Below are 22,582 nucleotides of genomic sequence, written 5' to 3'. Positions count from 1 at the left end.
CGCCCGCACGCCGCGGCGCCGGAGTGGCCGGCGTGGCCGGCGGCCGCGGACCCGACCGGCGGGCTCACGCCGAAGGGCCGCACCCCCCGGTGTCCAACCCGTGGGGTGCGGCCCTTCAGTCGTCAGGTCTGTCTCAGACCGCGATCGCGACCTCCGCGAGGCCGCCCTTCTGGGCGACGACCGTGCGGTCGGCGGTGCCGCCGGGCACGAGGGCGCGGACAGTCCAGGTGCCCTCGGCCGCGTAGAAGCGGAACTGGCCCGTCGCGGACGTCGGGACCTCCGCGGTGAACTCTCCGGTCGAGTCCAGCAGCCGGACGTAGCCGGTCACCGGCTCGCCGTCGCGGGTCACCTGACCCTGAATCGTGGTCTCACCGGGCTTGATCGTCGAGGCGTCCGGGCCGCCGGCCTTCGCTCCACACATGTCTGTCTCCAGAGGTCGTTCAGGTCGGATTACTTGTTGGCGCCGAGCTCGATCGGCACGCCCACGAGGGAGCCGTACTCGGTCCAGGAACCGTCGTAGTTCTTGACGTTCTCCACGCCGAGCAGCTCGTGCAGGACGAACCAGGTCAGCGCGGAGCGCTCACCGATGCGGCAGTACGCGATGGTGTCCTTGGCGAGGTCGACCTGCTCCTCGGCGTAGAGCTCCTTGAGCTCCTCGTCCGACTTGAAGGTGCCGTCGTCGTTGGCGTTCTTCGACCACGGGATGTTGCGCGCGGACGGGACGTGACCCGGGCGCTGCGACTGCTCCTGCGGCAGGTGGGCGGGGGCCAGCAGCTTGCCGGAGAACTCGTCGGGCGAACGGACGTCGACCAGGTTCTGCGAGCCGATCGCGGCGACGACGTCGTCGCGGAAGGCACGGATGGCCTTGTTCTGCGGCTTGGCCTTGTAGTCGGTCGCGGGGCGCTCGGGCACGTCCTCGACCAGCTCGCGGGCGTCCAGCTCCCACTTCTTGCGGCCGCCGTCGAGAAGCTTGACGTTCTCGTGGCCGTACAGCTTGAAGTACCAGTAGGCGTACGACGCGAACCAGTTGTTGTTGCCGCCGTAGAGGATCACCAGCGTGTCGTTGGCGATGCCCTTCGCGGAGAGGAGCTTCTCGAAGCCCTCCTGGTCGACGAAGTCACGGCGGACCGGGTCCTGGAGGTCGTCGGTCCAGTCGATGCGGATCGCGTTGCGGATGTGGTTCTTCTCGTAGGCGGACGTGTCCTCGTCCACCTCGACGATGGCGATGCTGGGGTTGTCGAGGTTGGCCTCGACCCAGTCGGCATCGACCAGGACGTCGCTGCGGCTCATGCTCTTTCTCCTCCGGGGCAGTTACGGCGGGGCGTGCAAGTGAGAGGCGTGCGCGTGCAGCCGTCGGAAGGCGCGTGCGCACGAATGCCCTGGGCAGGGCGGGGGGATGCGGAGGGCTGCGCTTCCGCTCAGAAAGTGCGACAGAGCATGGCGGAGACGCGGCACAGGTCCACTGCCCGCCGCTTCGTGAGATCCGCCTGTCGCTTCATGGCCTCGATCGTAGGGACGGACAGGCGCGCGTGTCACCGGTGTGTCGTATTTTGAGACGCGATCGTCCGCGATGTGAGAACAGATGTCCGCCCGGGCCGTGGGGGCACGGTTCCCGGGCGGATGTATCCGTCGTCACATCTACGGTACGGACGGCAGCGTCTCGCTTGCCGGACAGCCCCGTCTCATGCCTGTCCTGTGCCTGTCCCAGGCCCGTCCCGCGAGCCCTGGCCTGTTTACCCGGCCAGCCGGACGTTCGAACCCTTCACCGTGATCTCCACACCGTTCTGCGCCGCCTGCACCTTGTCGAGCTGGATGCCACCGGGCAGTCCGTCGATCTTCTGCTCGAAGTCGGTGACCGTGCGGGCGCGGCTCTCGGCGAGGTCGACGCCGCCGAAGGAGGGCAGCTTGTCGGCGTGCACCTTCACGACGTCGCCCTCGGCGGTGACCGTGCTGAGGACGTAGACCGGCTCCGGCAGCTTGGTGCCGAGCACCGTCGCCTCGATCTCGACCTTGATCTTGCCGTTGCCGCCGTCGGAGAGGCCGACGACGTTGGCGGTGACGCCGGGGGCGACCTGGGTGGGCTCGGACTTGGCGGTCTTGAGCAGTTCGTCGTACGTGATGGACGCGGTGCCGGTGGCGCTGTTCGCGGTGGCGGAACTGTAGTCGCCGGAGAACTCGACGCCCCTCATGTTCGCCTTGAGGTCGTCGATACGGATCGTCTGGTCGCCGTTGCCGGTGTCCGCCTCGTAGTCCTTGATGCCGACCTCGATGTCGTCGAGCTCACCGCCGACGACCTGGGTGAGGAACGGGAAGCCCTTGATGGAGACATCGGGGGTGACGGCCAGACCCTCGGTGGTCTTCAGCTTGCCGGCCGCCTCGTCCTCCGCGAAGTTGACCGCGAGGCGGTCGGCGAGGACGAACAGGCCGCCGAAGATGACGACGAGGATCAGAAGTATTCGCAGTGCGCGCATGCGGTGTCCCCCACGACGGCGGTCAGACGACGGTCGGTTGACGGACCGGGTGGCCGTCGAGCGTGAGACTAACCCCGCACCGTGCGGGGCTGGAAAACTGTCGATCACCTGTGACAGGAGGGCAGGGGCCGGTGCCGCACAGGAGCCGGGCCGCCAACTCGGCACCCTCCCCAGCGACACGACGGCCCGCGCGCTGACCCGACGCGAGCTGAGCCGCAGGCGAATGGCAGGCGAATGGCGCAGGCTGTCCGAGACGCGTGCGGGCGGGCCGGTGCCCCGGCGCCACAGCGAGCGGGCGCCGGCTGCCCTCGGCCGGCGCAGGCGACCGGGCGCCGCTGCCCGGGCCCAAGCGGCCGGGTGCGGAGACATGCGGACCACCGCCCGCTCGCCCACCCCTGTCGCCCCGGCGCCACACCGCCCGCACACCGAGGGCGCGAGCCGAGGCGCCGGCGGACAACGCCGAGTACCGGTGGGGCGGGCAGGCGACGACATCGGCTGCCACAACTCTGACGGGCCGACGGCAACCGCCCTCGGCTCGCACCGGCGGGTGCGGCAGACCGCGGCTCGCGGCCCACCGTCCGACCGCGCCTTACCCCAGCGCCCGGCCCAGCACGTAAACCGCCGGGGCGGCCGTTGCCAGGGGCAGGGCCACGCCCGCCGTGAAGTGCACGAAGCGCGACGGGTAGTCGTAACTCGCGACCCGGTGGCCGATCAGCGCGCACACCGCCGCGCCCGCGCCGAGCAGCGCGCCCTGCGGGCCGAGCCCGGTCATGGCGCCGACGGCGACGCCCGCGCCCGCCGCGGCGAGCAGGGAGACGATCACGGAGGCCGGGGTCGGCAGGGGCAGTGCGCGGGCGAGGACGGCGACGGCCACCGCGGCCGCGCCGACCGCGACCGCGTCCGGGTCGGCGGCGAGGTGGCCGGCCGCGACGATCGCCAGGGCCGCGGAGGCGACCGTGGCCATCAGGCCGTACATCCGCTCGTCCGGGTCGGCGTGCGAGCGGAGTTGGAGGACGAGGGACAGGAGGACCCAGACGCCCAGCGTGCCGAGGATCGCGGCGGGCCCGTTCTCACGGCCGGCGGCGAGCAGTACGGCGTCCGCGACCAGCGCCCCCAGGAAGGCGAGGGCGATGCCCTGCCGGGCGGGCCACATGCCGTTGAGCCGGAACCAGCCCGCCGCCGTGACCGCCTGGAGGACGACGAGCGGCACGAGGAGGGCGTACGACCCGATGGCCGCCGTACCGGACAGGAGCAGGCCGAGCAGCGCGGTGAGCGCGGCGGGCTGCATGCCGGGCTCGATGATCGGGGAACGTCCCTCGAGGCGGGCCCGCTGCGCGTCGCTGATCCGGGCGTTCCCGGCGACGGTGGCGGGGCCGTAGCCGGCAGCCGGTTCCGGGGACGCCGAGGCCTGAGCCTGCGCCTGCGGAACCTGGGGATGCTGGGCCTGGGGCTGCGGAACCTGGGGCTGGTGAGCCTGACGCTGCTGGGGCGCCGGCTGAGGCGCCTGCAGGGCCCCGTAGGCGTCGTACGTCGGCTGCACAGGTGCCTGCTGCGGCAGATACGCCGTCTCCGCGGCCGACACCGGCTGCTGCACCTGCGTCTCCCAGGTCTGCCCCTGCCACTCCTGCGTGGACTGCTGGGCGGCCTGCTGGTCCTCGTAGGCCTGCTGCCAGTAGGGGTCGTATCCCTCGTACCCCTGCTGGGGCCGGTACGGAGTACCGCCCTCGTACGGCTGGTCGCTCATCGTCACCCTCCTGCGAACGGCGGCAGCACCTCGACCGTGCCGCCGTCGGCCAGCCGTACCGTCTCATGTGCGCGAGTGCCGACGGGGTCGCCGTCGACGAGGAACGAGCATCGCTGCAGGACGCGCACGAGCTCGCCGGAGTGTCGCCCGCGCACGGCGTCGAGCGCCTCGGCGAGCGTGGCCGCGTCGAACGGCTCCTCGGCGATCCCGGCCGCGGCCTTCGCGGCGGCCCAGTAGCGCACCGTGACCTTTGGCATCGGTTCCTCAATCGATCGGCGGTGTACACGGTCAGGCTAGCCCGGCCGCGAGACCGCCCAGTCCCCGATCCGGGCCAGCAGCTCGTCGGTGGCCGCGTGCTCCGCGTGCCCCATGCCGGGCTCCAGCCAGAGTTCGCCCTGGTCACCGGCGGCGGTGGCCAGCATGCGGGGGTGGTCGAGGGGGAAGTAGCCGTCCCGGTCGCCGTGGACGATGAGCAGGGGCCTCGGGGCGATCCTCGGCACCGCCTCCACCGGGGACAGCGGTACCGGGCTCCACTCCCGGTGATGGATCCGCGTCCGGAGTCCGTAGCGGCCCACCAGACGGCCCTCGGGGCGCGTCACCAGCCAGTGCAGGCGACGCATGGGGGCCGTGCCCCGGTAGTACCAGCGGGCGGGAGCGCTCACCGAAACGACCGCGTCCGTATGCGCTGCCGTATGCGCTTCCGTGCGCCCCTCGCGCCCCTCGCGTTCGTCGCGTTCGTCGCGCCCCCATCCTCCCGGCGGGTGCAGCGCCGCGTGCCGCAGTACCACCGAGCCGCCCATGGAGAAGCCGACGGTGGCCACACGCGCGTGCCCGAAGGAACGTGCCCACTGCACCGCGGCGGCGAGATCGAGCACCTCGCGGTCGCCGACCGTGGAGCGCCCGCCGGAGGCGCCGTGGCCGCGGAAGGAGAACGTGACCACGGCGCCGTACCGGGCGAAGGCACTCGCGATCCGGCGTACGTGCGGGCGGTCCACATCGCCGGTGAAACCGTGCGCGATCACGAACACGAGGTCACGGGAAGATGGCCTTCCGGCGTCGTATACGGCCGCACCCCGGTCGTATACGGAATCAATGGAAATGCCGTCGGCCGTGTGCAGAAACGTCCGGATAGGTGCGCGTCTGCTCGTCTCGGAGTGCGGACGAATGGTGGAACGCGCCACATGACCTGCCCGACCAGTGCTCATGTGGGCTATTCTCCTAGGCAGAGGACTCGGGCAGCGTAGCCCCCGGGTCCTTTTGTGCTTTCGGACGCGTCGTATACGAAGCGGAAAACCGCAGGTGTACGAGGCCCCGGGAATGCAGAGCAGTCCGCAGTGCCGCAGTGCCGCAAACGTCCTCGCAGGGACCGAGGAGGAACCAGACGTATGAGTTCTCTGCTGCTCCTGACCAATGCCCTCCAGCCGTCGACGGAGGTGCTTCCCGCCCTCGGCCTGCTCCTGCACAACGTGCGAGTGGCTCCGGCCGAAGGCCCCGCCCTCGTCGACACCCCGGGCGCCGACGTCATCCTCATCGACGGGCGACGCGACCTCCCGCAGGTCCGCAGCCTGTGCCAGCTGCTGCGGTCCACCGGGCCCGGCTGTCCGCTCATCCTCGTCGTGACCGAGGGCGGTCTCGCCGCCGTCACCGCCGACTGGGGCATCGACGACGTGCTCCTCGACACCGCCGGACCGGCGGAGGTCGAGGCCCGCCTGCGACTGGCCATGGGCCGGCAGCAGATCGTCAACGACGACTCCCCCATGGAGATCCGCAACGGCGACCTGTCGGTCGACGAGGCGACCTACTCCGCCAAGCTCAAGGGCCGCGTCCTCGACCTCACCTTCAAGGAGTTCGAGCTCCTGAAGTACCTCGCCCAGCACCCGGGCCGCGTCTTCACGCGCGCCCAGCTGCTCCAGGAGGTCTGGGGCTACGACTACTTCGGCGGCACCCGCACGGTCGACGTCCACGTACGACGCCTGCGCGCCAAGCTCGGACCCGAGCACGAGTCGCTGATCGGGACCGTCCGGAACGTCGGTTATCGATTCGTTACTCCCGAGAAGGGTGACCGCGCCACCGACGAGGCGAAGGCCAAGGCGGCCCAGTCAAAGCCGGAGGATGCGGACGAGGCGGCCGCCCTGGACGGTGCGGAGATCCCCGCAGAGGCATAGCGGACGCCCGAACGCTCGGGCCGGGCGCCGTTTCCGCACAGGGAGCCTGCTTGATGCCCTGCCCAGAGCGGGTCCATCCGCGTAGACTCCGCCCGTGGCCAAGGTAACCAGGGATGACGTAGCACGACTGGCAGGGACGTCCACTGCCGTCGTCAGCTATGTCATCAACAACGGACCCCGGCCGGTTGCCCCGGCCACGCGCGAGCGTGTCCTCGCCGCGATCAAGGAACTGGGGTACCGGCCGGACCGCGTCGCTCAGGCGATGGCGTCCCGGCGCACGGACCTCATAGGCCTGATCGTGCCGGACGCGCGCCAGCCCTTCTTCGGGGAGATGGCGCACGCGGTCGAACAGGCCGCGTCCGAGCGCGGAAAAATGGTGCTCGTCGGCAACTCCGACTACATCGGCGAGCGCGAGGTCCACTACCTGCGCGCCTTCCTCGGAATGCGCGTGTCTGGACTCATCCTCGTCAGCCACGCGCTGAACGACAACGCCGCCGCCGAGATCGAGGCCTGGGACGCCAGGGTCGTGCTGCTGCACGAGCGGCCCGAGGCCATCGACGACGTCGCCGTCGTCACGGACGACCTGGGCGGCGCCCAGGCCGCCGTGACCCACCTGCTGGACCACGGCTACGCGTACGTCGCCTGTATGGGCGGCATAGCCGAGACCCCGTCCGTCGGCGACCCGGTCTCCGACCACGTGGAAGGCTGGCGGCGCGCGATGGCCGAGGCCGGGATCCCCACCGAGGGCCGGCTCTTCGAGGCCCTGTACAACCGCTACGACGCCTACCAGGCCGCCCTCAAGATCCTCGCCGGGCCCAACCGCCCGCCCGCGATCTTCTGCTCCACCGACGACCAGGCGATCGGCCTGCTGCGCGCGGCGCGCGAACTGCGTATAGACGTACCCGGCGAGCTGGCCGTGGTCGGCTTCGACGACATCAAGGAAGCGGCCCTCGCCGACCCGCCCCTGACGACGATCGCGTCGGACCGCTCCGCGATGGCGCGGGCCGCCGTGGACCTCGTACTCGACGACGGGTTGCGGGTGGCGGGCTCCCGTCGGGAGCGGCTGAAGGTGTTTCCCTCGCGGCTGGTGGTACGGCAGTCCTGCGGCTGCGCGTAAGGCCCCGGCGGCCTTTGTGAGAGCTCTCTGAGAGACATCGCCGAGCTGCGAGAGACGTCTTTATATCGGACGTACGAGGTTCTGCCGGGGTTCTCAGGGAGCGCTCAGGGAGCTCTCATGGTCGGCGGACAAGCTACGTGTCATGACCGAGAGCTTCCGCCGCAGCGGCGAGTACGAGAACCCCCAGGGTCACGGCGACCAGTCTTCCGACCCCCTGCAGTCGGCGTACCCCCAGCAGCAGGCCTCCGCCTCCCCCGTGAACCCGGAGTGGCCGCCCCCGCCGGCGCACCAGCCCGGGCAGCCGGTCACCGTCGAGCCGGGCACCACTGTCTGGCCGTCCCAGGCCTCACAGGCGTCCGCACCGACCGGATTCGCGGCCGGAGGCGCCTACGGAGGCGCCTACGGAGGCGGTGCCGGCAACGGCGGTGGTCCGGGCGTGATGACGGGCGTGCCCGCCGAGCCCGCGGCGCCGACTCCGGCTCCGGCTCCCAAGAAGCGCACCCGCGGCCCGCTCGCCCTGCTCGCCGCCGTGGCGATCGTCGCCGCGGCCATAGGCGGCGGTACCGCGTACGGCATCCAGGAGCTGACCGGCAACGACACGGTCGCCACCAGCAGCACCAGCACCAACGTGATCCCGTCCGCCGCCAAGGGCACGGTCGCCGGGGTGGCCAAGGCGGTCAGCCCGAGCATCGTCGAGATCAACGCCACCTCCAACGCCGGCGAGTCCACCGGCTCCGGCGTGATCATCACCAGCGACGGCGAGATCATCACCAACAACCACGTCGTGTCCGGCGCCTCCTCGATCAAGGTGAGCACCAGCGACGGCAAGACGTACACCGCGAAGATCGTCGGCACCGACAGCAAGAAGGACCTCGCCCTGATCAAGCTGGAGGACGCCTCCGGCCTGACCGTGGCCACCCTCGGCGACTCCAGCGGCGTCCAGGTCGGCGACACGGTCGTGGCGATCGGCTCCCCCGAGGGTCTGACCGGCACCGTCACCAGCGGCATCGTCTCCGCCCTGAACCGTGACGTGACCGTCTCGACCGACGAGAGCCAGGGTCAGCAGCAGGACGGCAGCGGCCAGTGGCCGTTCGAGTTCGGCGGCCAGCAGTTCAACGGCGACACCGGTTCGTCGACGACCACGTACAAGGCGCTCCAGACCGACGCCTCGCTGAACCCCGGCAACTCCGGCGGCGCGCTCATCGACATGAACGGCAACATCATCGGCATCAACTCCGCGATGTACTCGGCCGCCGACGCCACCAGCTCGTCGAGCGCCGGCAGCGTGGGCCTCGGCTTCGCCATCCCGATCAACACCGTCAAGTCCGACCTGGCCTCGCTGCGGGCCGGCGGTTCCGACAGCTGAGCCCGACCCGACCCAGTCCGTAGGGAGTACGTCATGATCAAGCAGGTTTCGCACCCGGCGACCGGCATCGACCCGGCCGGCTTCACCCTGGCCCTAGAGGTGGCGTACGAGCTGCACGCGCCGGTGACGCGGGCGCCCGAGGTGGCCGCCGTCGCCCATGGCGCGGGCCGCCGCGCGAGTGCCGCGCGCAGCCGCCGCCGTACGGTCCGGGGCTGATCCCACCCGACTCGGCCCACAGCGCCGGCCGGGAACCATGCGAGGCTGAAAGCGTTCAGAGACTTCAGCCCTACTGTCCCAACGCACCCGAGGAATCCACGCCCATGAGCCCCGCCGATGGCGACCGTGACACCCAGCGCATCCTGATCGTCGACGACGAGCCGGCGGTGCGCGAAGCACTCCAGCGCAGCCTCGCCTTCGAGGGCTACGACACGGAGGTCGCGGTCGACGGCGCGGACGCCCTGGAGAAGGCGACCGCGTACCAGCCCGACCTGGTCGTCCTGGACATCCAGATGCCCCGCATGGACGGCCTGACCGCCGCCCGCCGGATCCGCGGCGCGGGCGACACGACCCCCATCCTGATGCTCACGGCCCGCGACACGGTCGGCGACCGGGTGACGGGGCTGGACGCGGGCGCGGACGACTACCTGGTCAAGCCCTTCGAACTCGACGAGTTGTTCGCCCGCGTCCGTGCGCTGCTGCGCCGCAGCTCGTACGCGGCGGCGGCCGGGGCGGGCGCGGTCGAGGAGGACGAGGCGCTGACCTTCGCGGATCTGCGCATGGACCTCGCGACGCGGGAAGTCACCCGTGCCGGGCGGCCCGTGGAGCTGACCCGTACGGAGTTCACGCTGCTGGAGATGTTCATGGCGCACCCGCGCCAGGTGCTGACCCGTGAGCAGATCCTCAAGGCGGTCTGGGGCTTCGACTTCGAGCCGAGCTCCAACTCCCTCGACGTGTACGTCATGTACCTGCGCCGCAAGACCGAGGCGGGCGGCGAGCCGCGGCTCGTGCACACGGTTCGGGGCGTGGGGTATGTGCTGAGGCAGGGCGGGGCGGAGTGAACAAGGTCGCACGCCGGTTCCGGTCACTGCCGATCCGGTCGCGGCTGGCGATGCTGGTGGCGGCGGCGGTGGCGTTCGCGGTGGCGGCGGTTTCGGTCACCTGCTGGTTCATCGTGCAGGGGAAGTTGTACGAGCAGCTCAACAGCGACCTGCAGAGGGGCATGAAGGGGCCGGGCCAGATCCAACAGGCCCAGGCCGCCCTCGCCAACTGCTCCGCCACCCCGCAGGGCAATGGTTTCTTCCGGAACAACTACTCCCAGGTGGTCACGGAGACCGGAAAGGTCTGTGTCACCGACGACTCCACGGGCACGGTCAAGGTCACGCAGTCCGACAAGGACAAGATCAAGGCCGGCGACATCAGTCGGATCTACTTCCGCAACGGCACCGACGAGGACGGCAACGAAGTCCGCGTGATGACCCGGCCGATGGGTCCCACCACCACCGTCACCGGGGAGGCCGGCCCCAACGTCGGGCTCATCGTCGCCGTCCCGCTGAAGAGCACTCAGTCCACCCTCAACGAACTCGCCCTGATCCTGCTCCTCGTTTCCGGTGTGGGAGTCGTCGGCGCGGGAGCTGCCGGCCTCATGGTCGCCCGTGCCGGCCTCCGTCCCGTCGACAAGCTGACCGAAGCCGTCGAACGCGTGGCCCGCACGGAGGACTTGAACATCCGCATCCCCGTGGACGAGGACAGAGAGGACGAGGTCGCCCGTCTCTCCCGCTCCTTCAACTCGATGACGTCCTCCCTCGCCAACTCCCGCGAGCTCCAGCAGCAGCTCATCGCCGACGCCGGTCACGAGCTCCGCACCCCCCTCACCTCCCTCCGCACCAACATCGAACTCCTCACCCGCAGCGAGGAAACCGGCCGTCCCATCCCCGAGGCCGACCGCAAGGCACTCCTCGCCTCCGTCAAGGCGCAGATGACCGAGCTGGCCGCCCTCATAGGCGACCTGCAGGAGCTGTCCCGTTCGGAGGGGCAGCGGGGTGAGCGTCTGCAAGTCGTCGCGTTGGAGGACGCCGTCGAGTCGGCCCTGCGCCGGGCGCGGCTCCGTGGGCCGGAGCTGACCATCACGGCCGATCTCCAGCCCTGGTTCGTCCGCGCGGAACCGGCCGCGCTGGAGCGCGCGGTCGTCAACATCCTGGACAACGCGGTGAAGTTCAGTCCCGAGGGCGGCACCGTGGAGGTGCAGCTCGCCGACGGCGTGCTCACCGTCCGCGACCACGGCCCCGGCATCCCCTCCGAGGAGCTCCCGCACGTCTTCGACCGCTTCTGGCGCTCCCCCAGCGCCCGCGCCCTGCCCGGTTCGGGCCTCGGCCTGTCGATCGTCGCCCGGACGGTGGAACAGGCCGGTGGCGAGGTCACCCTGGCCCGAGCGGAGGGCGGCGGCACGGTGGCGACCGTACGACTGCCGGGGGCGCCGACGCCTCCGCCCGCCGAGCCGGTAGCGGCCCCGCTCCCGTAGGGTGCCCGGATGATCCCGGTACCGGAGACGTTCGTACGGTGCACTACAGAGCGCGAGGGCGAGGCGGGGGCGGCGTGGATCGCCGCACTCCCCGACCTCGTCGACCAGTTGCTGGACCGCTGGGACTGCGTACCGGACGGCGAGGTGCTGCACGGGGGCGTCGGCGTGATCGTCCCCGTGCTGCAGAGGCAGGGCGATGGGGCGGGCGCCGTACTGAAGGTGTCGTTCCCGCATCCCGGCAACGTCCATGAGCCGGACGCGTTCGCCACGTGGGACGGGCGGGGGGCCGTCCTGCCGTACGCCCGCGACGACGAGCGGTTCGCGATGCTGCTTGAGCGGGTCGGGACGCGGACCCTGGGGGAGGTCGAGGACGGTGACGAGGACGGGATCGTGACCGTCGCGGGGCGGCTCAACCGGCGGTTGGCCGTTCCGGCGCCGGCCGGGCTGCCCCGCCTGCGGGAGCGGGCCGACGGCTGGGAGGAAGAGCTGCGCCGGGACGCCGGGGAACTGGAACACGGTCTGCCGGGCCGCGTGCTGGATGCCGCCGTCGCGACCGTCCGTGAACTGGGGCGCGTCCAGCCGGACACCCTGATCCACGGTGACCTGCACGCCCGGAACATCCTGCGCGCCGACCGTGAGCCGTGGCTGGCCGTCGACCCCAAGGGGTACGCGGGGGATCCCGCCTACGACGGCGGCACCCTGCTCAAGTCGCGCGCCCTGGCCCTGCTGGCGGCCGACGACCTGTCCAAGGCCGTGCACCGCGCCCTGGACGTCTTCACCGAGGCGGCGGAGCTCGACCGTGAACGGGTGCGGCGGTGGGCTCAGTTCCACGCGGTCCAGACCGCGTTCCACGGGCGTCGGCACGGGTTCCGGGTCGCTCGCGGAGGTCCGCGTCGAGACTGGTTCGTGCACTTCGCGGAAGGGCTCGCTGAGTTGCTCACGTGACTTGCTCACGTAAGCGGGCAAAAACCGACAGGTGGCGCCGCTTCCCTGTCAATGTCCTGTCATTCCTCACGCAATTCCGACCCTACTCGTGAGTTCTCTGCAATCTTCCTGGGCTGTCAGACAGGTGCCCCACGCACCTGTGCACAGCACCCAGGAATGAGCCACCCCCCATGCGACTCATCCGCACATCACGTGGCAAGGCGCGCAAAGCTCTCAAGAAGAGCGCCCTGGTCACCGCCTCCGCCGCCCTCGCCCTGACCGGCCTGCTGGCCGGCACCGGCTCCGCGCAGGCGGCCGGCAGCGGTCCGGGCGGCGCGACGAACATCCGGGGCACCGACCCCGGGAACACCGACCTGATGATCGAGCGGCTCTGTGAGCAGGAGGGAAGCCTGACGGGCGTCTACGGCGCACTCAACGTCGACACCGGCGAGTTCAAGACCCGCGACGAGTACCTGCGGGACGTGGTTCCGCTGTGGATACCCGCCGGGCCGTGGGAGGTCTTCCGCGGCTGGTGCGGGTACGCGCAGGCCTCGACCTGGTCCACCAAGGGCGAGCCGGTCCGCGTCTCCCCCTGGATCGGCAACCGGGGCTCGAAGGACGACAAGGAGACCTTCGTCAGCAGCTACAGCACCAAGACGTTCGCCAAGAAGAGCGTCGGCGCCTCGATCAGCCTCTCCCTCGCCAAGAGCATCTTCTCTGGCACCGCCGGCGGCAGCGCCGGCTACGAGTGGGGCTGGGAGAAGACCTCGTCCTTCGAGCGCCGCAGCGAGAAGACGATCCCGCCGTGCACCCAGGTCGCCGTGACCTGGACGCCGTACCAGCGCGTGGTGCGCGTCAACCCGATCTTCTACGTCGAGGACTACGAGTGGGACAAGGGCGACGGACGGAAGACCGTGCACAGTTGGCGTGACCGTGGGTACAACACGGTCTACTCCTACGGCTACTACATCGACGGCACCTCCGACAAGCTCCTGCCCAACGGCCAGCCCGACGGCCGTGAGGACAAGTGGGAGCAGAAGCTGGACCCGAAGACCTGCGCGTGAGGTTTTTGATCCGGACCTGACGCGTTTGATCCGGACCTGAGGCCACCGATCCGCACCGGCGCGGCAACCTTTCCCCCACCGGCTCCGACAAGCAAGTGACGTGATCCCCCTGTCACTCGACTCGATCGGAAACCGCCGTGAGTGAAACCCGCAGCAAGCCCCGCCACCGCAGAAGGAAGACCGCGCTGGCGGTCGGCGTCCCCCTGGCGCTGACCGCCGCCGGCACTCTCGCCTACGGCACGGACCTCGGCGTCTTCGGCGCGGACGCTCAGCGAACGGCCTCCGCGGCCACCGCCGCCCCTGCCTGGGCGACCGCCACCGCCGACGGCTTCGCCTCCGTCAACTCCCTGGGCCAGAACGGCACGTACGGCGGCCGGGACGGCAAGACGGTCACCGTGAAGACGCTCGCCGACCTGGAGAAGTACGCCACCGCCGCCGAGCCGTACGTCATCGTCGTGGCCGCCACCATCAACATGAACCCGGTCGGCAAGGAGATCAAGGTCGCCTCCGACAAGACGATCGTCGGCGCCGGGACCTCCGGGCACATCGTCGGCGGCGGGTTCTTCCTCGGCTCCGGCGTCCACAACGTGATCATCCGGAACCTGACGATCCGGGACGCGTACCAGGGTGTCTGGAACGACAAGGACCACGACTTCGACGCGATCCAGATGGACGGCGCCCACCACGTCTGGATCGACCACAACGACCTGCGGAACATGGCCGACGGGCTGATCGACGTCCGCAAGGACACCACGAACGTGACCGTGTCCTGGAACAAGCTCAGCCAGGACAACAAGGCCTTCGGCATCGGCTGGACCGAGAACGTCGTCACCGACATCACGATCCACCACAACTGGATCCGCGAGACCGAGCAGCGCAACCCGTCCACGGACAACGCGGCCCACGCGCACCTCTACAACAACTTCCTGGAGGACGTCGCCGGCACCGACATCAACTCCTCCTACGGCAACTACTCGCGCGGCGCGACCAAGATGGTCCTGGAGAACTCCTACTTCCAGGGCATGAAGAACCCCGTCATCAAGGACAGCACCGCGAGCATCGTCCAGAAGGGCAACACCTTCGTCGGGACCAGCGGGCGCAACGAGAGCGGCGGTACGGCCTTCGACCCGAAGACGTACTACGCGTACACGGCGGACAAGACGGCGGACGTGCCGTCGCTGCTCAAGTCCGGGGTGGGACCGCGCAGTTCGATCGGTACGGCGACCGCCTCGACGACCGCCGCGGCCGCCACCACCCTCACCGTCGCCAAGGACGGCAGCGGGCAGTACTCGACCGTGCAGGCCGCGGTGAACGCCGTTCCGGCGAACAACCCCTCGCGGGTCGTGATCTCCGTCAAGCCGGGAACGTACCGCGAGCTCGTCAAGGTCCCCGCCAACAAGCCGCACGTCACCATCCAGGGCACGGGCGGCAGCCGCAAGGACACGGTGATCGTCTACAACAACGCGTCCGGGACGCCGAAGCCGGACGGTTCCGGCACCTACGGCACCGGGGGCAGCGCCACCATGGCCGTCGAGGCGGACGACTTCCAGGCCCGCAACCTGACCGTCTCCAACGACTTCGACGAGGCCGCCAACCAGTCCCTCTCCGGCCACCAGGCCGTCGCCCTGCGCACCGCGGCCGACAAGGTCTTCCTGGACTCCGTCATCGTCAGCGGCGACCAGGACACCCTGCTGGTGGACACCGCGTCGAAGGACAAGCTGGGCCGCGTCTACATGGCGAACTCCTACGTCATCGGCAACGTCGACTTCATCTTCGGCCGGGCGACCGCGGTGATCGACCGGTCGGTCATCACCCTCAAGAAGCGCTGGAACGGCACCTCGGCCGGCTACGTCACCGCCCCGAGCACGGTGGCGGGCCGCAAGGGCATCCTGATCGCCAACTCCACGGTCAACGGCGACGTCTCCGACCGCACCTTCTACCTCGGTCGCCCCTGGCACGCGGGCGGCGACGCCTCCCTCGACCCGCAGACCACGGTCCGCAACACCAACCTCAGCGCGGCGATCCGGACCACCCCCTGGACCGACATGAGCGGCTTCTCGTGGAAGGACGACCGCTTCGCCGAGTACAAGAACACCGGCGCGGGCGCGGGCGCCGCGAGCACCGACCGCCCCCTCCTGACCGACGCGCAGGCCGCCGGCCAGGAGGTCGCGGACTGGCTGGGCGACTGGACGCCTTCGGCTTCCTGAGGTCCGCCGCCCTCCTCACTCCCGGCTGTCCTCTGCGGGGGTGAGGAGGTTGCGCTCAGTTCACTGCCAGAAGATTTCTTCCACCACGAGCTGCGGATCATCTACGCGCCGAATGAAGGCGTAGATCAGCCAACCGTGGCCGTTGTCGAAGAAGAAGATGCGGCGGCCCTTCGGATCAGTGGAACGGACCGGCTGGACCTTCATGCCATGGGGAAGGTTCGCGTCGGTGTCGACGCCCCGGAAATAGGGGTCCTCCGCCGTGACCAGTTCGGCGCGCACAGCGTCGACCATCTTCCGCACCTGCTCGGGCAACGCGTCACGGGCTGCCTGAGCCTTGAGTGTCCAGTCCATTTGCCACGGCGGCCCCATGAATCCTCCGCTGGTCACTGACCGGGCTCCAGCCGCTGCGCTTGGTGACGGATGTTGGACGTCTCCTCGATGAGCGCCTTGGCCTCGACGAGGTCGCTGGACTCTGCCGCACGGTGGTGGAGATCGGTCACGTGGGCGTCGAGCTTCGGATCACGGGCGATCGCGTACTCGACCCACCACCGGGCCATGAACGCGGGCACGGTGCTGATGTCGTACGCGTCAGCGACAGCCCACGTCCAGTGCTCGTCGAAGTCGGGCAAGAGCTGCGGGGCGTGCTGAGCAATGGCTTCACGCAGCGCCTTCGGGGTCCGCTCGGGCATGGGGGGGATGGCCGACTGGGGTTCCACAGCGTGGACGGGCATGATCAATACGCTCCTTCGACGCACCACACGTACGACGATAGTCCGCTTCCCAGCCCCGGCGTGAGCTGATCGCCCGGGTGCGGGGCTGGGTTACGCGCTGCGCGCCGCGTGGGTGAGGAAGGCCGACCAGGCGGCCGTACCGAAGACGAGCGCCCGGCCGTCCGGGACCTTGCTGTCGCGGACGGGCACGAGGTCGGGGTAGCCGTCGGCGACCTCTAGGCAGTTCGTGCCACCCCCGTCGCTGTAGGACGACTTGCGCCACACAGCGGTGCTGAGGTTGGGGGTTCGCTTCATGATCCGCACTCCTCCAGAAGGCGCTTGATGAACGCCGTCGACTCCACGGGAGTCAGCGCCGCGTCCCTGACGAGATCGTAGGACAAACGGAAGGACAGGACTCTGTCCGGATCGTCGATCAGTTCGCCGATGCCGTTGCCTTCGGCGTAGGCAACAGGGTCGCCGACTCTGCCAAAGGAGCCACAGGTGACTGTCCATGAGGTCGTGAACACCAGCTGCGTACGGCAGTACCTGGACCGCGACATTCGGAAGCTCAGCCGCGTCCACCAAGTGTGACAGCTGATCCCTCCACACCTTCGCGTCGGGAACCGGGCGCCGCAACGCCCCCTCGTCCAGCAGCACGCGCACGCTCGGCGCCGGATCGCGGTACAGCAGCTCCTGCCGTCCCATGCGCAAGGCCACCTGCTCCTCGACCTCCTCGCCGTTGCCAGCCGTTGTCTGCGCGCCAGACAACCCTGACAACACCGCACGGGCGTAGTCCTCGGTCTGCAACAGGCCCGGAACCCGCAACTGGAACATCCACATGACCCGCGCCGTCGCCTCAAGGTCCATGAACGCCTTGTACTTGTCCTTGACGACCTCCCTGCGCGCGCCCCGCCAGAGGCGAACCAGCAGGTCACCAGCCCCGTAGTACCCGTCAAGGTCCTCCATGACCGTCACCTTGGACAGCCGCTCGCCCGACTCCAGGCGGCTCAGGTAGCTCTTGTCGTAGCCGGTCTCGTCGGCCAACTGCCCCAGGGACTTGCCCTCCTTCTCACGCAGCAACCGAAGCGTCCGCCCAAGCGCCGCGCGCCCCGACTCGCCTTGCACGTCAACCTGTTCGGCCATGTCACCCCTCACCGTTGCCTGGGGCCGCAGACAACACCAACCCCCTTCCGCAGCGTACGTGCGGGCAGTGACGATCGAGGCACGAACGGTAATCACCGCTCGTCAGACGCTGAGGGAGCATCGACATGAGGGAACGCATCGCTGAGTTCTGCGCGTTGCTACTGCTGGCAATCATCCGGGCGCTACTCCCTGCCAGGGGCCGCCATCGAGCCGTCCCACCGCACCCCCGCCCCCACACCCCTGAACTGGCGTTGGCGCCCGCCCCTGCTGCGGCAGCACACGCCGACAGCTTCGAGCCCGACGACCAGCCGCTCGTACGCCCGTACCTCCTCACCCCGGCAGAACGCCACGAGCGCAGGCTCCAACGGCAGCGACGCCGCGCCCTGTGGCTCGCCGTCCACGGCATCGACGTAGGGCCGCGTCACATCCACGGGATGGAGGTCTCCGCGTGAGTACCTCCGAGGACGCACCGCCGACCGGCAGCCTCCGTCTGCTGCCCTGGACCACGCCCGAAGGCAACCCCTGCTACCTCAGCTCCGACAGCGACCACAGCAGGCTCTCCCGGCTCGCCGACGACCTGGAGGCGGCCCAGCTGGAATCCGGTGAACAGGTGCTCGCGGGGGCCAAGGCCGTGCTGGCCGACACCACCGCGGGAGAGCGAGCCGTGCGCTTCGCGCTGACCAGGGCGGCGGAATGCCTGGCGGACCTCCTCCGTATCGCGGTCAGCCGCGGCGAACGCATCCGCCGGAGCGGCCCGTGAACATCGGTCTCACCACGTCATCACCCTCATCCTTGGGCACTCCGCACCCGGCAAGCTCTACCGTGGATGTCCGGTCACCACGTCCGGTCACCACACGTCGTCCTGCCGGAGAAGAGAAACCGATCATGGCTCATGAGGTGGATCCCCACTCCTGCGAGAGAACTCCCGAGGCGATCCGAGCCGCTCTGCAACGGCGACCCGACTGGTTGCAGGGCTTCGAGCAGGACTGGCTCAGCGCGGCCGCCGACTTCGATCAGTCGGCGCTCGACGCCGTGACCGACAAGTGGTTCCCCTTCGCCTGCGCCTGCGCGACGCCTGGCTATCTGGACGAGGTCGAGCAGACGGTCAAGCGCATGACCGAGGGCGACACCGAGGGCCTGGTCTTCCGGGACGCGGACGGCAACGCCTACGACGCCGAGAACCGGCCGATCGACGCGGGCAGGTCCGGGTGAGTGCCTACGCGATCAGGTACGTCGACCGCGCTGCTCACCGAAAGGCCGCCCTGAAGGCGCCCCAGCGCGCTTCCCTGGAAGAGCTCGAAAAGCGGCTCAGCCTCAATCCCTTCGGCCCGCCCGCGATCAGCAACCGTGACAACAGCTGGTCGGCCGCCTTCCAGGACGGCTTCATCACGTACGTGGTGTCCAACCGCCACGTGGTCATCAACGTCATCGACGTGGTCGCTCTCTGACCAGCCGGCCCGCCGTCTCACAGCCGCAGCACCATCGTGTCCTCCGCCCTCCCCTCCGCCACCTCCGGCATCGGCCCCGCCAGCCGGGCATACGTCCCGCCCCGCGCCACCAGCTCCGCGTGCGTACCTGTCTCCACCAGCCGTCCCTCGTCGACGACCAGGATGCGGTCGGCGTCCGGGGCCAGGCTCAGGTCGTGGGTGATCATGATGGTCGTGCGGCCGGACATCAGGCGGCGTAGGGGGCGGACGACCTGGCGGGCGGCGACCGAGTCGAGGCCTGCTGTCGGTTCGTCCAGGACCAGGACCGGGGCGGCTCGGAGCATGGCGCGGGCGATGGTGATGCGCTTGAGCTGGCCGCCGGAGAGGGCCGCCGTGCCGGGGGCGATGGCGGTGTCGTAGCCCTCGGGGAGCGCGGTGATGAAGTCGTGGGCTGCGGCGGACCTCGCGGCGCGTTCGATGTCCGCGTCGGTGGCGCCCGGGCGGCCGCACTCGATGTTGTCGCGGATGGTGCCGTTGAGGATCAGGGTTTCCTGGGGCAGGAGGGCCACCTGCTCGCGCAGGAAGTCCAGGGGTACGTCCGTGAGCGGGACGCCGTCCAGGGTGATCACGCCGGCCGAGGGGTCGTAGAAGCGGGTGAGGAGTTTGGAAAGGGTGGACTTGCCCGCACCGCTCGCGCCGGTGATGAGGACCAGTTCGCCGGGGGTGGCCGTGAAGGTGACGTCGTCGAGGGAATCGCGGGTCGCGGTCGGGTAGCGGAAGGACACTCCGTGGAAGCCGACCCAGCCTCGGACGGGCCAGGCGCGGACGGGGTCGGCGGGGTCCGCGACGGAGGGCTCGGCGTCGAGGATCTCGTTCAGGCGCTGGGCGCCCGCCGTCGCCGCGGTGAGGGTGAGGCCGAGTTGGCCGAGGTTGCGGACCGGGGGGTAGAGGTAGCCGATGAAGGCGGCGAAGGCGAGGAGTTGACCGAGGGTCATGCGGTCGGCCGAGATCTCCCAGACGCCGAGGCCGATGACGGTGAGGACGCACACCGTCTCGACGACCTCGACGAACTGCTCGTACATCTCGCTCAGTCGGGCGCCGCGGACCGATGCCTTCATCCACGCGCGGGCCTCGCGGTCGAGGCGGCGGGCCTCGTCGCTCTGCCGGTTGTACGCCTGGGTCAGGACGACGTTGCCGAGGGACTCCTCGACCACCGACGTGATCGCGCCGTCGGCGACCCGTTCGTCCTGGGATGCCTCCTTGATGCGGCCGGAGAAGCGGCGGGCGGCGAGGAGGAAGAGAGGGGCGAGGACGAAGGTGACGAGGGCCAGGTCCCAGCGGAGCCAGAAGGCGGCCACCGCGTAGAAGACGGCGGAGAAGGCGGCCGACACCGTGCCCACGACCCCGGACACGACCATCTGCTCTATGGCCTCCACGTCTCCGGTGAGGCGCTCGACCAGGTCGCCCTGACGGTGCTTCTGGAAGAAGTGCGGGGGGAGGTCCTGGACGTGCCGGAAGACGCCCGCCCGCAGGCGCAGGACGAATCTCTCGGCCGTCCAGGTGGCGAGCGAGTTGCCGAGGTAGCCGACCAGCGCGCCCAGCGCGGCCACGGCCAGCCAGGCTCCGGCCGGGCCCCAGAAGGCGTCGAGCGAGCCGTCCTCCAGGGCGTTGTCGGTGAGCCGCGCGAACAGCAGGATCGAGGCGGTCTCGGCGAGCGCGGACACCACCACGCAGCCGATGATCGCCAGCAGCCACTTGCGGTCGCCGCGCGTCAGCGGCCAGAAACGGCGGAAGGCCTCGCGGACTTCGCTCATGGTCGACTCTCCCTGTTCCTACGGCGGACAACGGGTTATGGCGGAGTACGGGCTACGGGCGGGACAACGGGCTACGGCTGACCACGGCGGATCGCGGCGGACATGGCCGAGGCGGGGCCCCCGGCGCGAGTCGTGCTCGCCCACCGGTGGCCCCGCCTCGCGGCCTTGCGCCTCAGCCCTTGTGCGCCACCGGGCGACGCTTCGGGGCGGCCTTCTTCGGCGCGGCCTTCTTGTGCGCGGCCTTCTTGGGCGCCGGGGCAGCCTTGCGGGTCTTCTTCATGGGGGCGATCTTGTGGAAGCTCATGCCTGTGTTCCTTTCTGCTGCGGTTCTGCAACAGTCCTTCTACCGATCTGCTGCAATCACCTTTGAATTACTGTTATTTACCTTGGTGAATTCTTTGTCAGCCCTTGCGGGCGACCGGCCGGCGCTTCGGCGCGGACTTCTTGGGTGCGGCCTTCTTGGGCTTCGGGGCGGTCTTGCAGGTCTTCTTCACCGAGGCGATCTTGTGGAAGCTCATGCGGCTCTCCTTCTTTCCGTCTTTCCGTCTTCGCTTTCGTGTCGTTCGCTGTCGACATGGAAAACATTACTGGACACCCGGACCGGAAAAAGCCAATTCCGCTGAGAGATCGATGAATTGCGCCTAAAAGCATTTTCAGGAGGCGTGCGGAACCAAAGCAGAACTCACACAGGCTTTAATACGGCCTCAGTCGCCGAAGGCCAGTCCCTGCCCCGCCAGCCGGACCCTGATCCCGTCCTTCTCCACCCGTACGTCCCGCAGCCGCAGCTCGCCCCGGGGCAACTCGGGCAGCTGGAAGCCGAGGGAGAGCTGGTCGGAGAGGACCGGGCGGGTGAGCCGGGAGAGGGCGTCGAGGAGCGCCGGGTCGAAGCCGAGGCGGTCGAGCACCTCGGGGTGGGCCAGCGTCAGGTCGAGGAGGTTGACCCGCATGGCCTGGTGGACGAAGTCGCGGGAACCGGTCAGTCCGGCGAGCTTGTCGTCGTTGCGCAGTGCCTCGCGGACGGTCGTGTCCGGTACCCCCATGGTCCGTACGACCGACGGCACGCCCAGCAGCGCGCGCACCTTGCGGGTCTCACGAGCCAGCCCGGCGGCCGACTTGGGCGTCAGGTGCAGGCCCTCCGAGGCGCGGACGCCGGGCCGGTACGTCGCCAGGTCTCCCACGTTCAGGCGCATTCCGCCGATCGTCGTGGCGATGCCCTGGTCGCCGTCGCGCCCGATGCGGACGTCGGCCCGCAGCCGCAGATCGTGTCCGGCGACCGGCAGCGTGCCGCGCGCCAGGATCCGGTCGCGGTCGGCGCCCGTGAACGTCACCTGGGACGCGCCGAGTTCACGGTTCATGTCGGCGAAGGAGAGCAGCACGTCACCGCGCAGCTCGGGAATGCGGGCCCCGCTCACGGAGGTCGGCCCGTCGCCTTCGAGGGTGACGTCCTGGGCCGTCGCCGAGACCGAGGCCAGCGTGACCCGGTCGGCCGCCACGTCAGGGACGGTCACCTTCACCGAGTCCAGGCGCCCACCGACGAGTTGGGACAGGAAGGGGAAGCCGCCGATCTTCACCTCGGGTGCCGCGGACAGCTTCATACGGTCCTTGAGGGCGTCCGCCGCCCGCTGCTCGGCGTAGAGCACGGCCCAGCGGTCACCGAGGGCGAGGAAGGCGGCTAGCACCGACAGGCCCACCACCGCCTTCAGCGCGAACGGCAGTCCGGCGAAGCGGCCGCGCCGACGGCGCCTGCCGCCCCGGCGGTGCTGGGGCGGGGACCATGACTCGTCCTCGCCCAGCGCCTCGGGCACTTCAGGAACTGCAGGAACTGCAGGAACTGCATACGGGTCTGCGTAGGGCTGGGTCGATATGTGGTGGGGGGCGCGCATCGATCCATCCGACCATGCGTGTGCCCCCC

At 69.8% G+C, this 22,582-nt stretch carries 25 protein-coding genes and 2 pseudogenes; 13 read left to right on the top strand and 14 right to left on the bottom strand.

Features of this window, described 5'->3' with window-relative positions:
* Window positions 1-133: 133 nt before the first annotated feature.
* The 7 genes from ACFWWR_RS26380 to ACFWWR_RS26350 form a co-directional block, all read right to left on the bottom strand.
* The gene (locus ACFWWR_RS26380) at window positions 134-421 is read right to left on the bottom strand and encodes a DUF1416 domain-containing protein (protein ID WP_009189358.1); all 288 of its coding nucleotides are present in this window, start codon (window positions 419-421) and stop codon (window positions 134-136) included.
* A gap of 29 nt (window positions 422-450) precedes the next feature.
* Window positions 451-1,290: a sulfurtransferase gene (locus ACFWWR_RS26375; RefSeq protein ID WP_383866660.1), complete on the bottom strand. Its 840-nt coding sequence runs from the start codon at window positions 1,288-1,290 to the stop codon at window positions 451-453.
* 128 nt (window positions 1,291-1,418) lie between these two features.
* Window positions 1,419-1,499, bottom strand: coding sequence for a putative leader peptide (locus ACFWWR_RS26370; protein ID WP_373464534.1), 81 nt, complete (start codon window positions 1,497-1,499; stop codon window positions 1,419-1,421).
* A gap of 234 nt (window positions 1,500-1,733) precedes the next feature.
* Complete coding sequence (locus ACFWWR_RS26365; RefSeq protein ID WP_383866662.1) at window positions 1,734-2,471, bottom strand: DUF2993 domain-containing protein; 738 nt, start codon at window positions 2,469-2,471, stop codon at window positions 1,734-1,736.
* A gap of 589 nt (window positions 2,472-3,060) precedes the next feature.
* Entirely contained in the window at window positions 3,061-4,215 is a 1,155-nt protein-coding gene (locus ACFWWR_RS26360; protein ID WP_384305633.1) for a hypothetical protein, read from the bottom strand.
* A gap of 2 nt (window positions 4,216-4,217) precedes the next feature.
* On the bottom strand, window positions 4,218-4,472 hold the full coding sequence (locus tag ACFWWR_RS26355) for a MoaD/ThiS family protein (RefSeq protein WP_383866666.1): 255 nt from the start codon (window positions 4,470-4,472) through the stop codon (window positions 4,218-4,220).
* Between the two features lie 36 nt (window positions 4,473-4,508).
* Window positions 4,509-5,420: an alpha/beta hydrolase gene (locus ACFWWR_RS26350; RefSeq protein ID WP_384305631.1), complete on the bottom strand. Its 912-nt coding sequence runs from the start codon at window positions 5,418-5,420 to the stop codon at window positions 4,509-4,511.
* A 180-nt stretch (window positions 5,421-5,600) separates the two neighbouring features.
* On the opposite strand from ACFWWR_RS26350, the gene ACFWWR_RS26345 reads away from it, so the two are divergent.
* The 9 genes from ACFWWR_RS26345 to ACFWWR_RS26305 all read left to right on the top strand — a co-directional run bounded on the left by ACFWWR_RS26345 (window position 5,601) and on the right by ACFWWR_RS26305 (window position 15,576).
* Complete coding sequence (locus tag ACFWWR_RS26345) at window positions 5,601-6,380, top strand: response regulator transcription factor (protein ID WP_217237040.1); 780 nt, start codon at window positions 5,601-5,603, stop codon at window positions 6,378-6,380.
* A gap of 94 nt (window positions 6,381-6,474) precedes the next feature.
* On the top strand, window positions 6,475-7,497 hold the full coding sequence (locus tag ACFWWR_RS26340; protein ID WP_383866671.1) for a LacI family DNA-binding transcriptional regulator: 1,023 nt from the start codon (window positions 6,475-6,477) through the stop codon (window positions 7,495-7,497).
* A gap of 142 nt (window positions 7,498-7,639) precedes the next feature.
* Entirely contained in the window at window positions 7,640-8,863 is a 1,224-nt protein-coding gene (locus ACFWWR_RS26335; RefSeq protein ID WP_384305627.1) for a S1C family serine protease, read from the top strand.
* Between the two features lie 33 nt (window positions 8,864-8,896).
* Window positions 8,897-9,079: a hypothetical protein gene (locus ACFWWR_RS26330; protein ID WP_384305624.1), complete on the top strand. Its 183-nt coding sequence runs from the start codon at window positions 8,897-8,899 to the stop codon at window positions 9,077-9,079.
* Window positions 9,080-9,183: 104 nt separating this feature from the next.
* Window positions 9,184-9,921, top strand: a complete 738-nt coding sequence (locus ACFWWR_RS26325) for a response regulator transcription factor (protein WP_384305622.1) — start codon at window positions 9,184-9,186, stop codon at window positions 9,919-9,921.
* Window positions 9,918-11,381, top strand: coding sequence for an ATP-binding protein (locus ACFWWR_RS26320; protein WP_384305620.1), 1,464 nt, complete (start codon window positions 9,918-9,920; stop codon window positions 11,379-11,381). Before ACFWWR_RS26325 ends, ACFWWR_RS26320 begins: the two co-directional genes overlap by 4 nt.
* A 9-nt stretch (window positions 11,382-11,390) precedes the next feature.
* Window positions 11,391-12,326 carry an aminoglycoside phosphotransferase family protein gene (locus ACFWWR_RS26315; RefSeq protein WP_384305617.1) on the top strand — a complete coding sequence of 312 codons (936 nt, stop codon included), beginning with the start codon at window positions 11,391-11,393 and terminating at the stop codon, window positions 12,324-12,326.
* Window positions 12,327-12,496: 170 nt separating this feature from the next.
* Window positions 12,497-13,369 carry a hypothetical protein gene (locus ACFWWR_RS26310; protein ID WP_383866683.1) on the top strand — a complete coding sequence of 291 codons (873 nt, stop codon included), beginning with the start codon at window positions 12,497-12,499 and terminating at the stop codon, window positions 13,367-13,369.
* A gap of 137 nt (window positions 13,370-13,506) precedes the next feature.
* Window positions 13,507-15,576 (top strand): pectinesterase family protein, encoded by a 2,070-nt coding sequence (locus tag ACFWWR_RS26305; protein WP_384305614.1) that lies wholly within the window; start codon window positions 13,507-13,509, stop codon window positions 15,574-15,576.
* Window positions 15,577-15,636: 60 nt separating this feature from the next.
* Here the strand turns inward: ACFWWR_RS26305 and ACFWWR_RS26300 are convergent, their stop codons facing one another.
* The 4 genes and pseudogenes from ACFWWR_RS26300 to ACFWWR_RS26285 form a co-directional block, all read right to left on the bottom strand.
* Window positions 15,637-15,963 (bottom strand): hypothetical protein, encoded by a 327-nt coding sequence (locus ACFWWR_RS26300; protein ID WP_383866687.1) that lies wholly within the window; start codon window positions 15,961-15,963, stop codon window positions 15,637-15,639.
* Window positions 15,960-16,307, bottom strand: a complete 348-nt coding sequence (locus ACFWWR_RS26295) for a hypothetical protein (RefSeq protein WP_383866689.1) — start codon at window positions 16,305-16,307, stop codon at window positions 15,960-15,962. Before ACFWWR_RS26295 ends, ACFWWR_RS26300 begins: the two co-directional genes overlap by 4 nt.
* Window positions 16,308-16,397: 90 nt before the next feature.
* Window positions 16,398-16,562 (bottom strand): annotated as a pseudogene (locus ACFWWR_RS26290) (DUF397 domain-containing protein); the annotation flags it as partial.
* Between the two features lie 35 nt (window positions 16,563-16,597).
* Window positions 16,598-17,429 (bottom strand): annotated as a pseudogene (locus ACFWWR_RS26285) (helix-turn-helix domain-containing protein).
* A 125-nt stretch (window positions 17,430-17,554) separates the two neighbouring features.
* Here ACFWWR_RS26285 and ACFWWR_RS26280 point away from each other — a divergent pair.
* The 4 genes from ACFWWR_RS26280 (at window position 17,555) to ACFWWR_RS26265 (ending at window position 18,877) form a co-directional block, all read left to right on the top strand.
* On the top strand, window positions 17,555-17,881 hold the full coding sequence (locus tag ACFWWR_RS26280) for a hypothetical protein (RefSeq protein ID WP_384305612.1): 327 nt from the start codon (window positions 17,555-17,557) through the stop codon (window positions 17,879-17,881).
* On the top strand, window positions 17,878-18,189 hold the full coding sequence (locus tag ACFWWR_RS26275; protein WP_383866697.1) for a hypothetical protein: 312 nt from the start codon (window positions 17,878-17,880) through the stop codon (window positions 18,187-18,189). Before ACFWWR_RS26280 ends, ACFWWR_RS26275 begins: the two co-directional genes overlap by 4 nt.
* Before the next feature lie 125 nt (window positions 18,190-18,314).
* Window positions 18,315-18,641, top strand: coding sequence for a DUF6247 family protein (locus ACFWWR_RS26270; protein WP_383866699.1), 327 nt, complete (start codon window positions 18,315-18,317; stop codon window positions 18,639-18,641).
* Window positions 18,638-18,877: a hypothetical protein gene (locus ACFWWR_RS26265; protein ID WP_384305609.1), complete on the top strand. Its 240-nt coding sequence runs from the start codon at window positions 18,638-18,640 to the stop codon at window positions 18,875-18,877. The genes ACFWWR_RS26270 and ACFWWR_RS26265 overlap by 4 nt, the downstream gene beginning before the upstream one ends.
* A gap of 17 nt (window positions 18,878-18,894) precedes the next feature.
* Here ACFWWR_RS26265 and ACFWWR_RS26260 read toward each other — a convergent pair whose 3' ends face one another.
* The 3 genes from ACFWWR_RS26260 to ACFWWR_RS26250 form a co-directional block, all read right to left on the bottom strand.
* A complete protein-coding gene (locus tag ACFWWR_RS26260) occupies window positions 18,895-20,670 on the bottom strand; it encodes an ABC transporter ATP-binding protein (RefSeq protein ID WP_384305607.1) in 1,776 nt (591 codons plus the stop codon).
* Between the two features lie 172 nt (window positions 20,671-20,842).
* Window positions 20,843-20,974 (bottom strand): hypothetical protein, encoded by a 132-nt coding sequence (locus ACFWWR_RS26255; RefSeq protein WP_384305605.1) that lies wholly within the window; start codon window positions 20,972-20,974, stop codon window positions 20,843-20,845.
* A 400-nt stretch (window positions 20,975-21,374) separates the two neighbouring features.
* Window positions 21,375-22,553, bottom strand: coding sequence for a DUF2993 domain-containing protein (locus ACFWWR_RS26250; RefSeq protein WP_384305602.1), 1,179 nt, complete (start codon window positions 22,551-22,553; stop codon window positions 21,375-21,377).
* Window positions 22,554-22,582: the final 29 nt, after the last annotated feature.

The organism is Streptomyces sp. NPDC058678, from assembly GCF_042714835.1.
Taxonomy (GTDB): Bacteria; Actinomycetota; Actinomycetes; order Streptomycetales; family Streptomycetaceae; genus Streptomyces.
The sequence above is the reverse complement of the archived record's forward strand: the minus strand, read 5'-3'. Positions and strand labels throughout refer to the sequence as shown.

Coding starts and splice junctions, on each gene's coding strand:
- ACFWWR_RS26380 (WP_009189358.1), bottom strand. CDS start 421: ATGTGTGGAGCGAAGGCCGGCGGCCCGGACGCCTCGACGATCAAGCCC.
- ACFWWR_RS26375 (WP_383866660.1), bottom strand. CDS start 1,290: ATGAGCCGCAGCGACGTCCTGGTCGATGCCGACTGGGTCGAGGCCAAC.
- ACFWWR_RS26370 (WP_373464534.1), bottom strand. CDS start 1,499: ATGAAGCGACAGGCGGATCTCACGAAGCGGCGGGCAGTGGACCTGTGC.
- ACFWWR_RS26365 (WP_383866662.1), bottom strand. CDS start 2,471: ATGCGCGCACTGCGAATACTTCTGATCCTCGTCGTCATCTTCGGCGGC.
- ACFWWR_RS26360 (WP_384305633.1), bottom strand. CDS start 4,215: ATGAGCGACCAGCCGTACGAGGGCGGTACTCCGTACCGGCCCCAGCAG.
- ACFWWR_RS26355 (WP_383866666.1), bottom strand. CDS start 4,472: ATGCCAAAGGTCACGGTGCGCTACTGGGCCGCCGCGAAGGCCGCGGCC.
- ACFWWR_RS26350 (WP_384305631.1), bottom strand. CDS start 5,420: ATGAGCACTGGTCGGGCAGGTCATGTGGCGCGTTCCACCATTCGTCCG.
- ACFWWR_RS26345 (WP_217237040.1), top strand. CDS start 5,601: ATGAGTTCTCTGCTGCTCCTGACCAATGCCCTCCAGCCGTCGACGGAG.
- ACFWWR_RS26335 (WP_384305627.1), top strand. CDS start 7,640: ATGACCGAGAGCTTCCGCCGCAGCGGCGAGTACGAGAACCCCCAGGGT.
- ACFWWR_RS26330 (WP_384305624.1), top strand. CDS start 8,897: ATGATCAAGCAGGTTTCGCACCCGGCGACCGGCATCGACCCGGCCGGC.
- ACFWWR_RS26325 (WP_384305622.1), top strand. CDS start 9,184: ATGAGCCCCGCCGATGGCGACCGTGACACCCAGCGCATCCTGATCGTC.
- ACFWWR_RS26315 (WP_384305617.1), top strand. CDS start 11,391: ATGATCCCGGTACCGGAGACGTTCGTACGGTGCACTACAGAGCGCGAG.
- ACFWWR_RS26310 (WP_383866683.1), top strand. CDS start 12,497: ATGCGACTCATCCGCACATCACGTGGCAAGGCGCGCAAAGCTCTCAAG.
- ACFWWR_RS26295 (WP_383866689.1), bottom strand. CDS start 16,307: ATGCCCGTCCACGCTGTGGAACCCCAGTCGGCCATCCCCCCCATGCCC.
- ACFWWR_RS26280 (WP_384305612.1), top strand. CDS start 17,555: ATGAGGGAACGCATCGCTGAGTTCTGCGCGTTGCTACTGCTGGCAATC.
- ACFWWR_RS26270 (WP_383866699.1), top strand. CDS start 18,315: ATGGCTCATGAGGTGGATCCCCACTCCTGCGAGAGAACTCCCGAGGCG.
- ACFWWR_RS26260 (WP_384305607.1), bottom strand. CDS start 20,670: ATGAGCGAAGTCCGCGAGGCCTTCCGCCGTTTCTGGCCGCTGACGCGC.
- ACFWWR_RS26255 (WP_384305605.1), bottom strand. CDS start 20,974: ATGAGCTTCCACAAGATCGCCCCCATGAAGAAGACCCGCAAGGCTGCC.
- ACFWWR_RS26250 (WP_384305602.1), bottom strand. CDS start 22,553: ATGCGCGCCCCCCACCACATATCGACCCAGCCCTACGCAGACCCGTAT.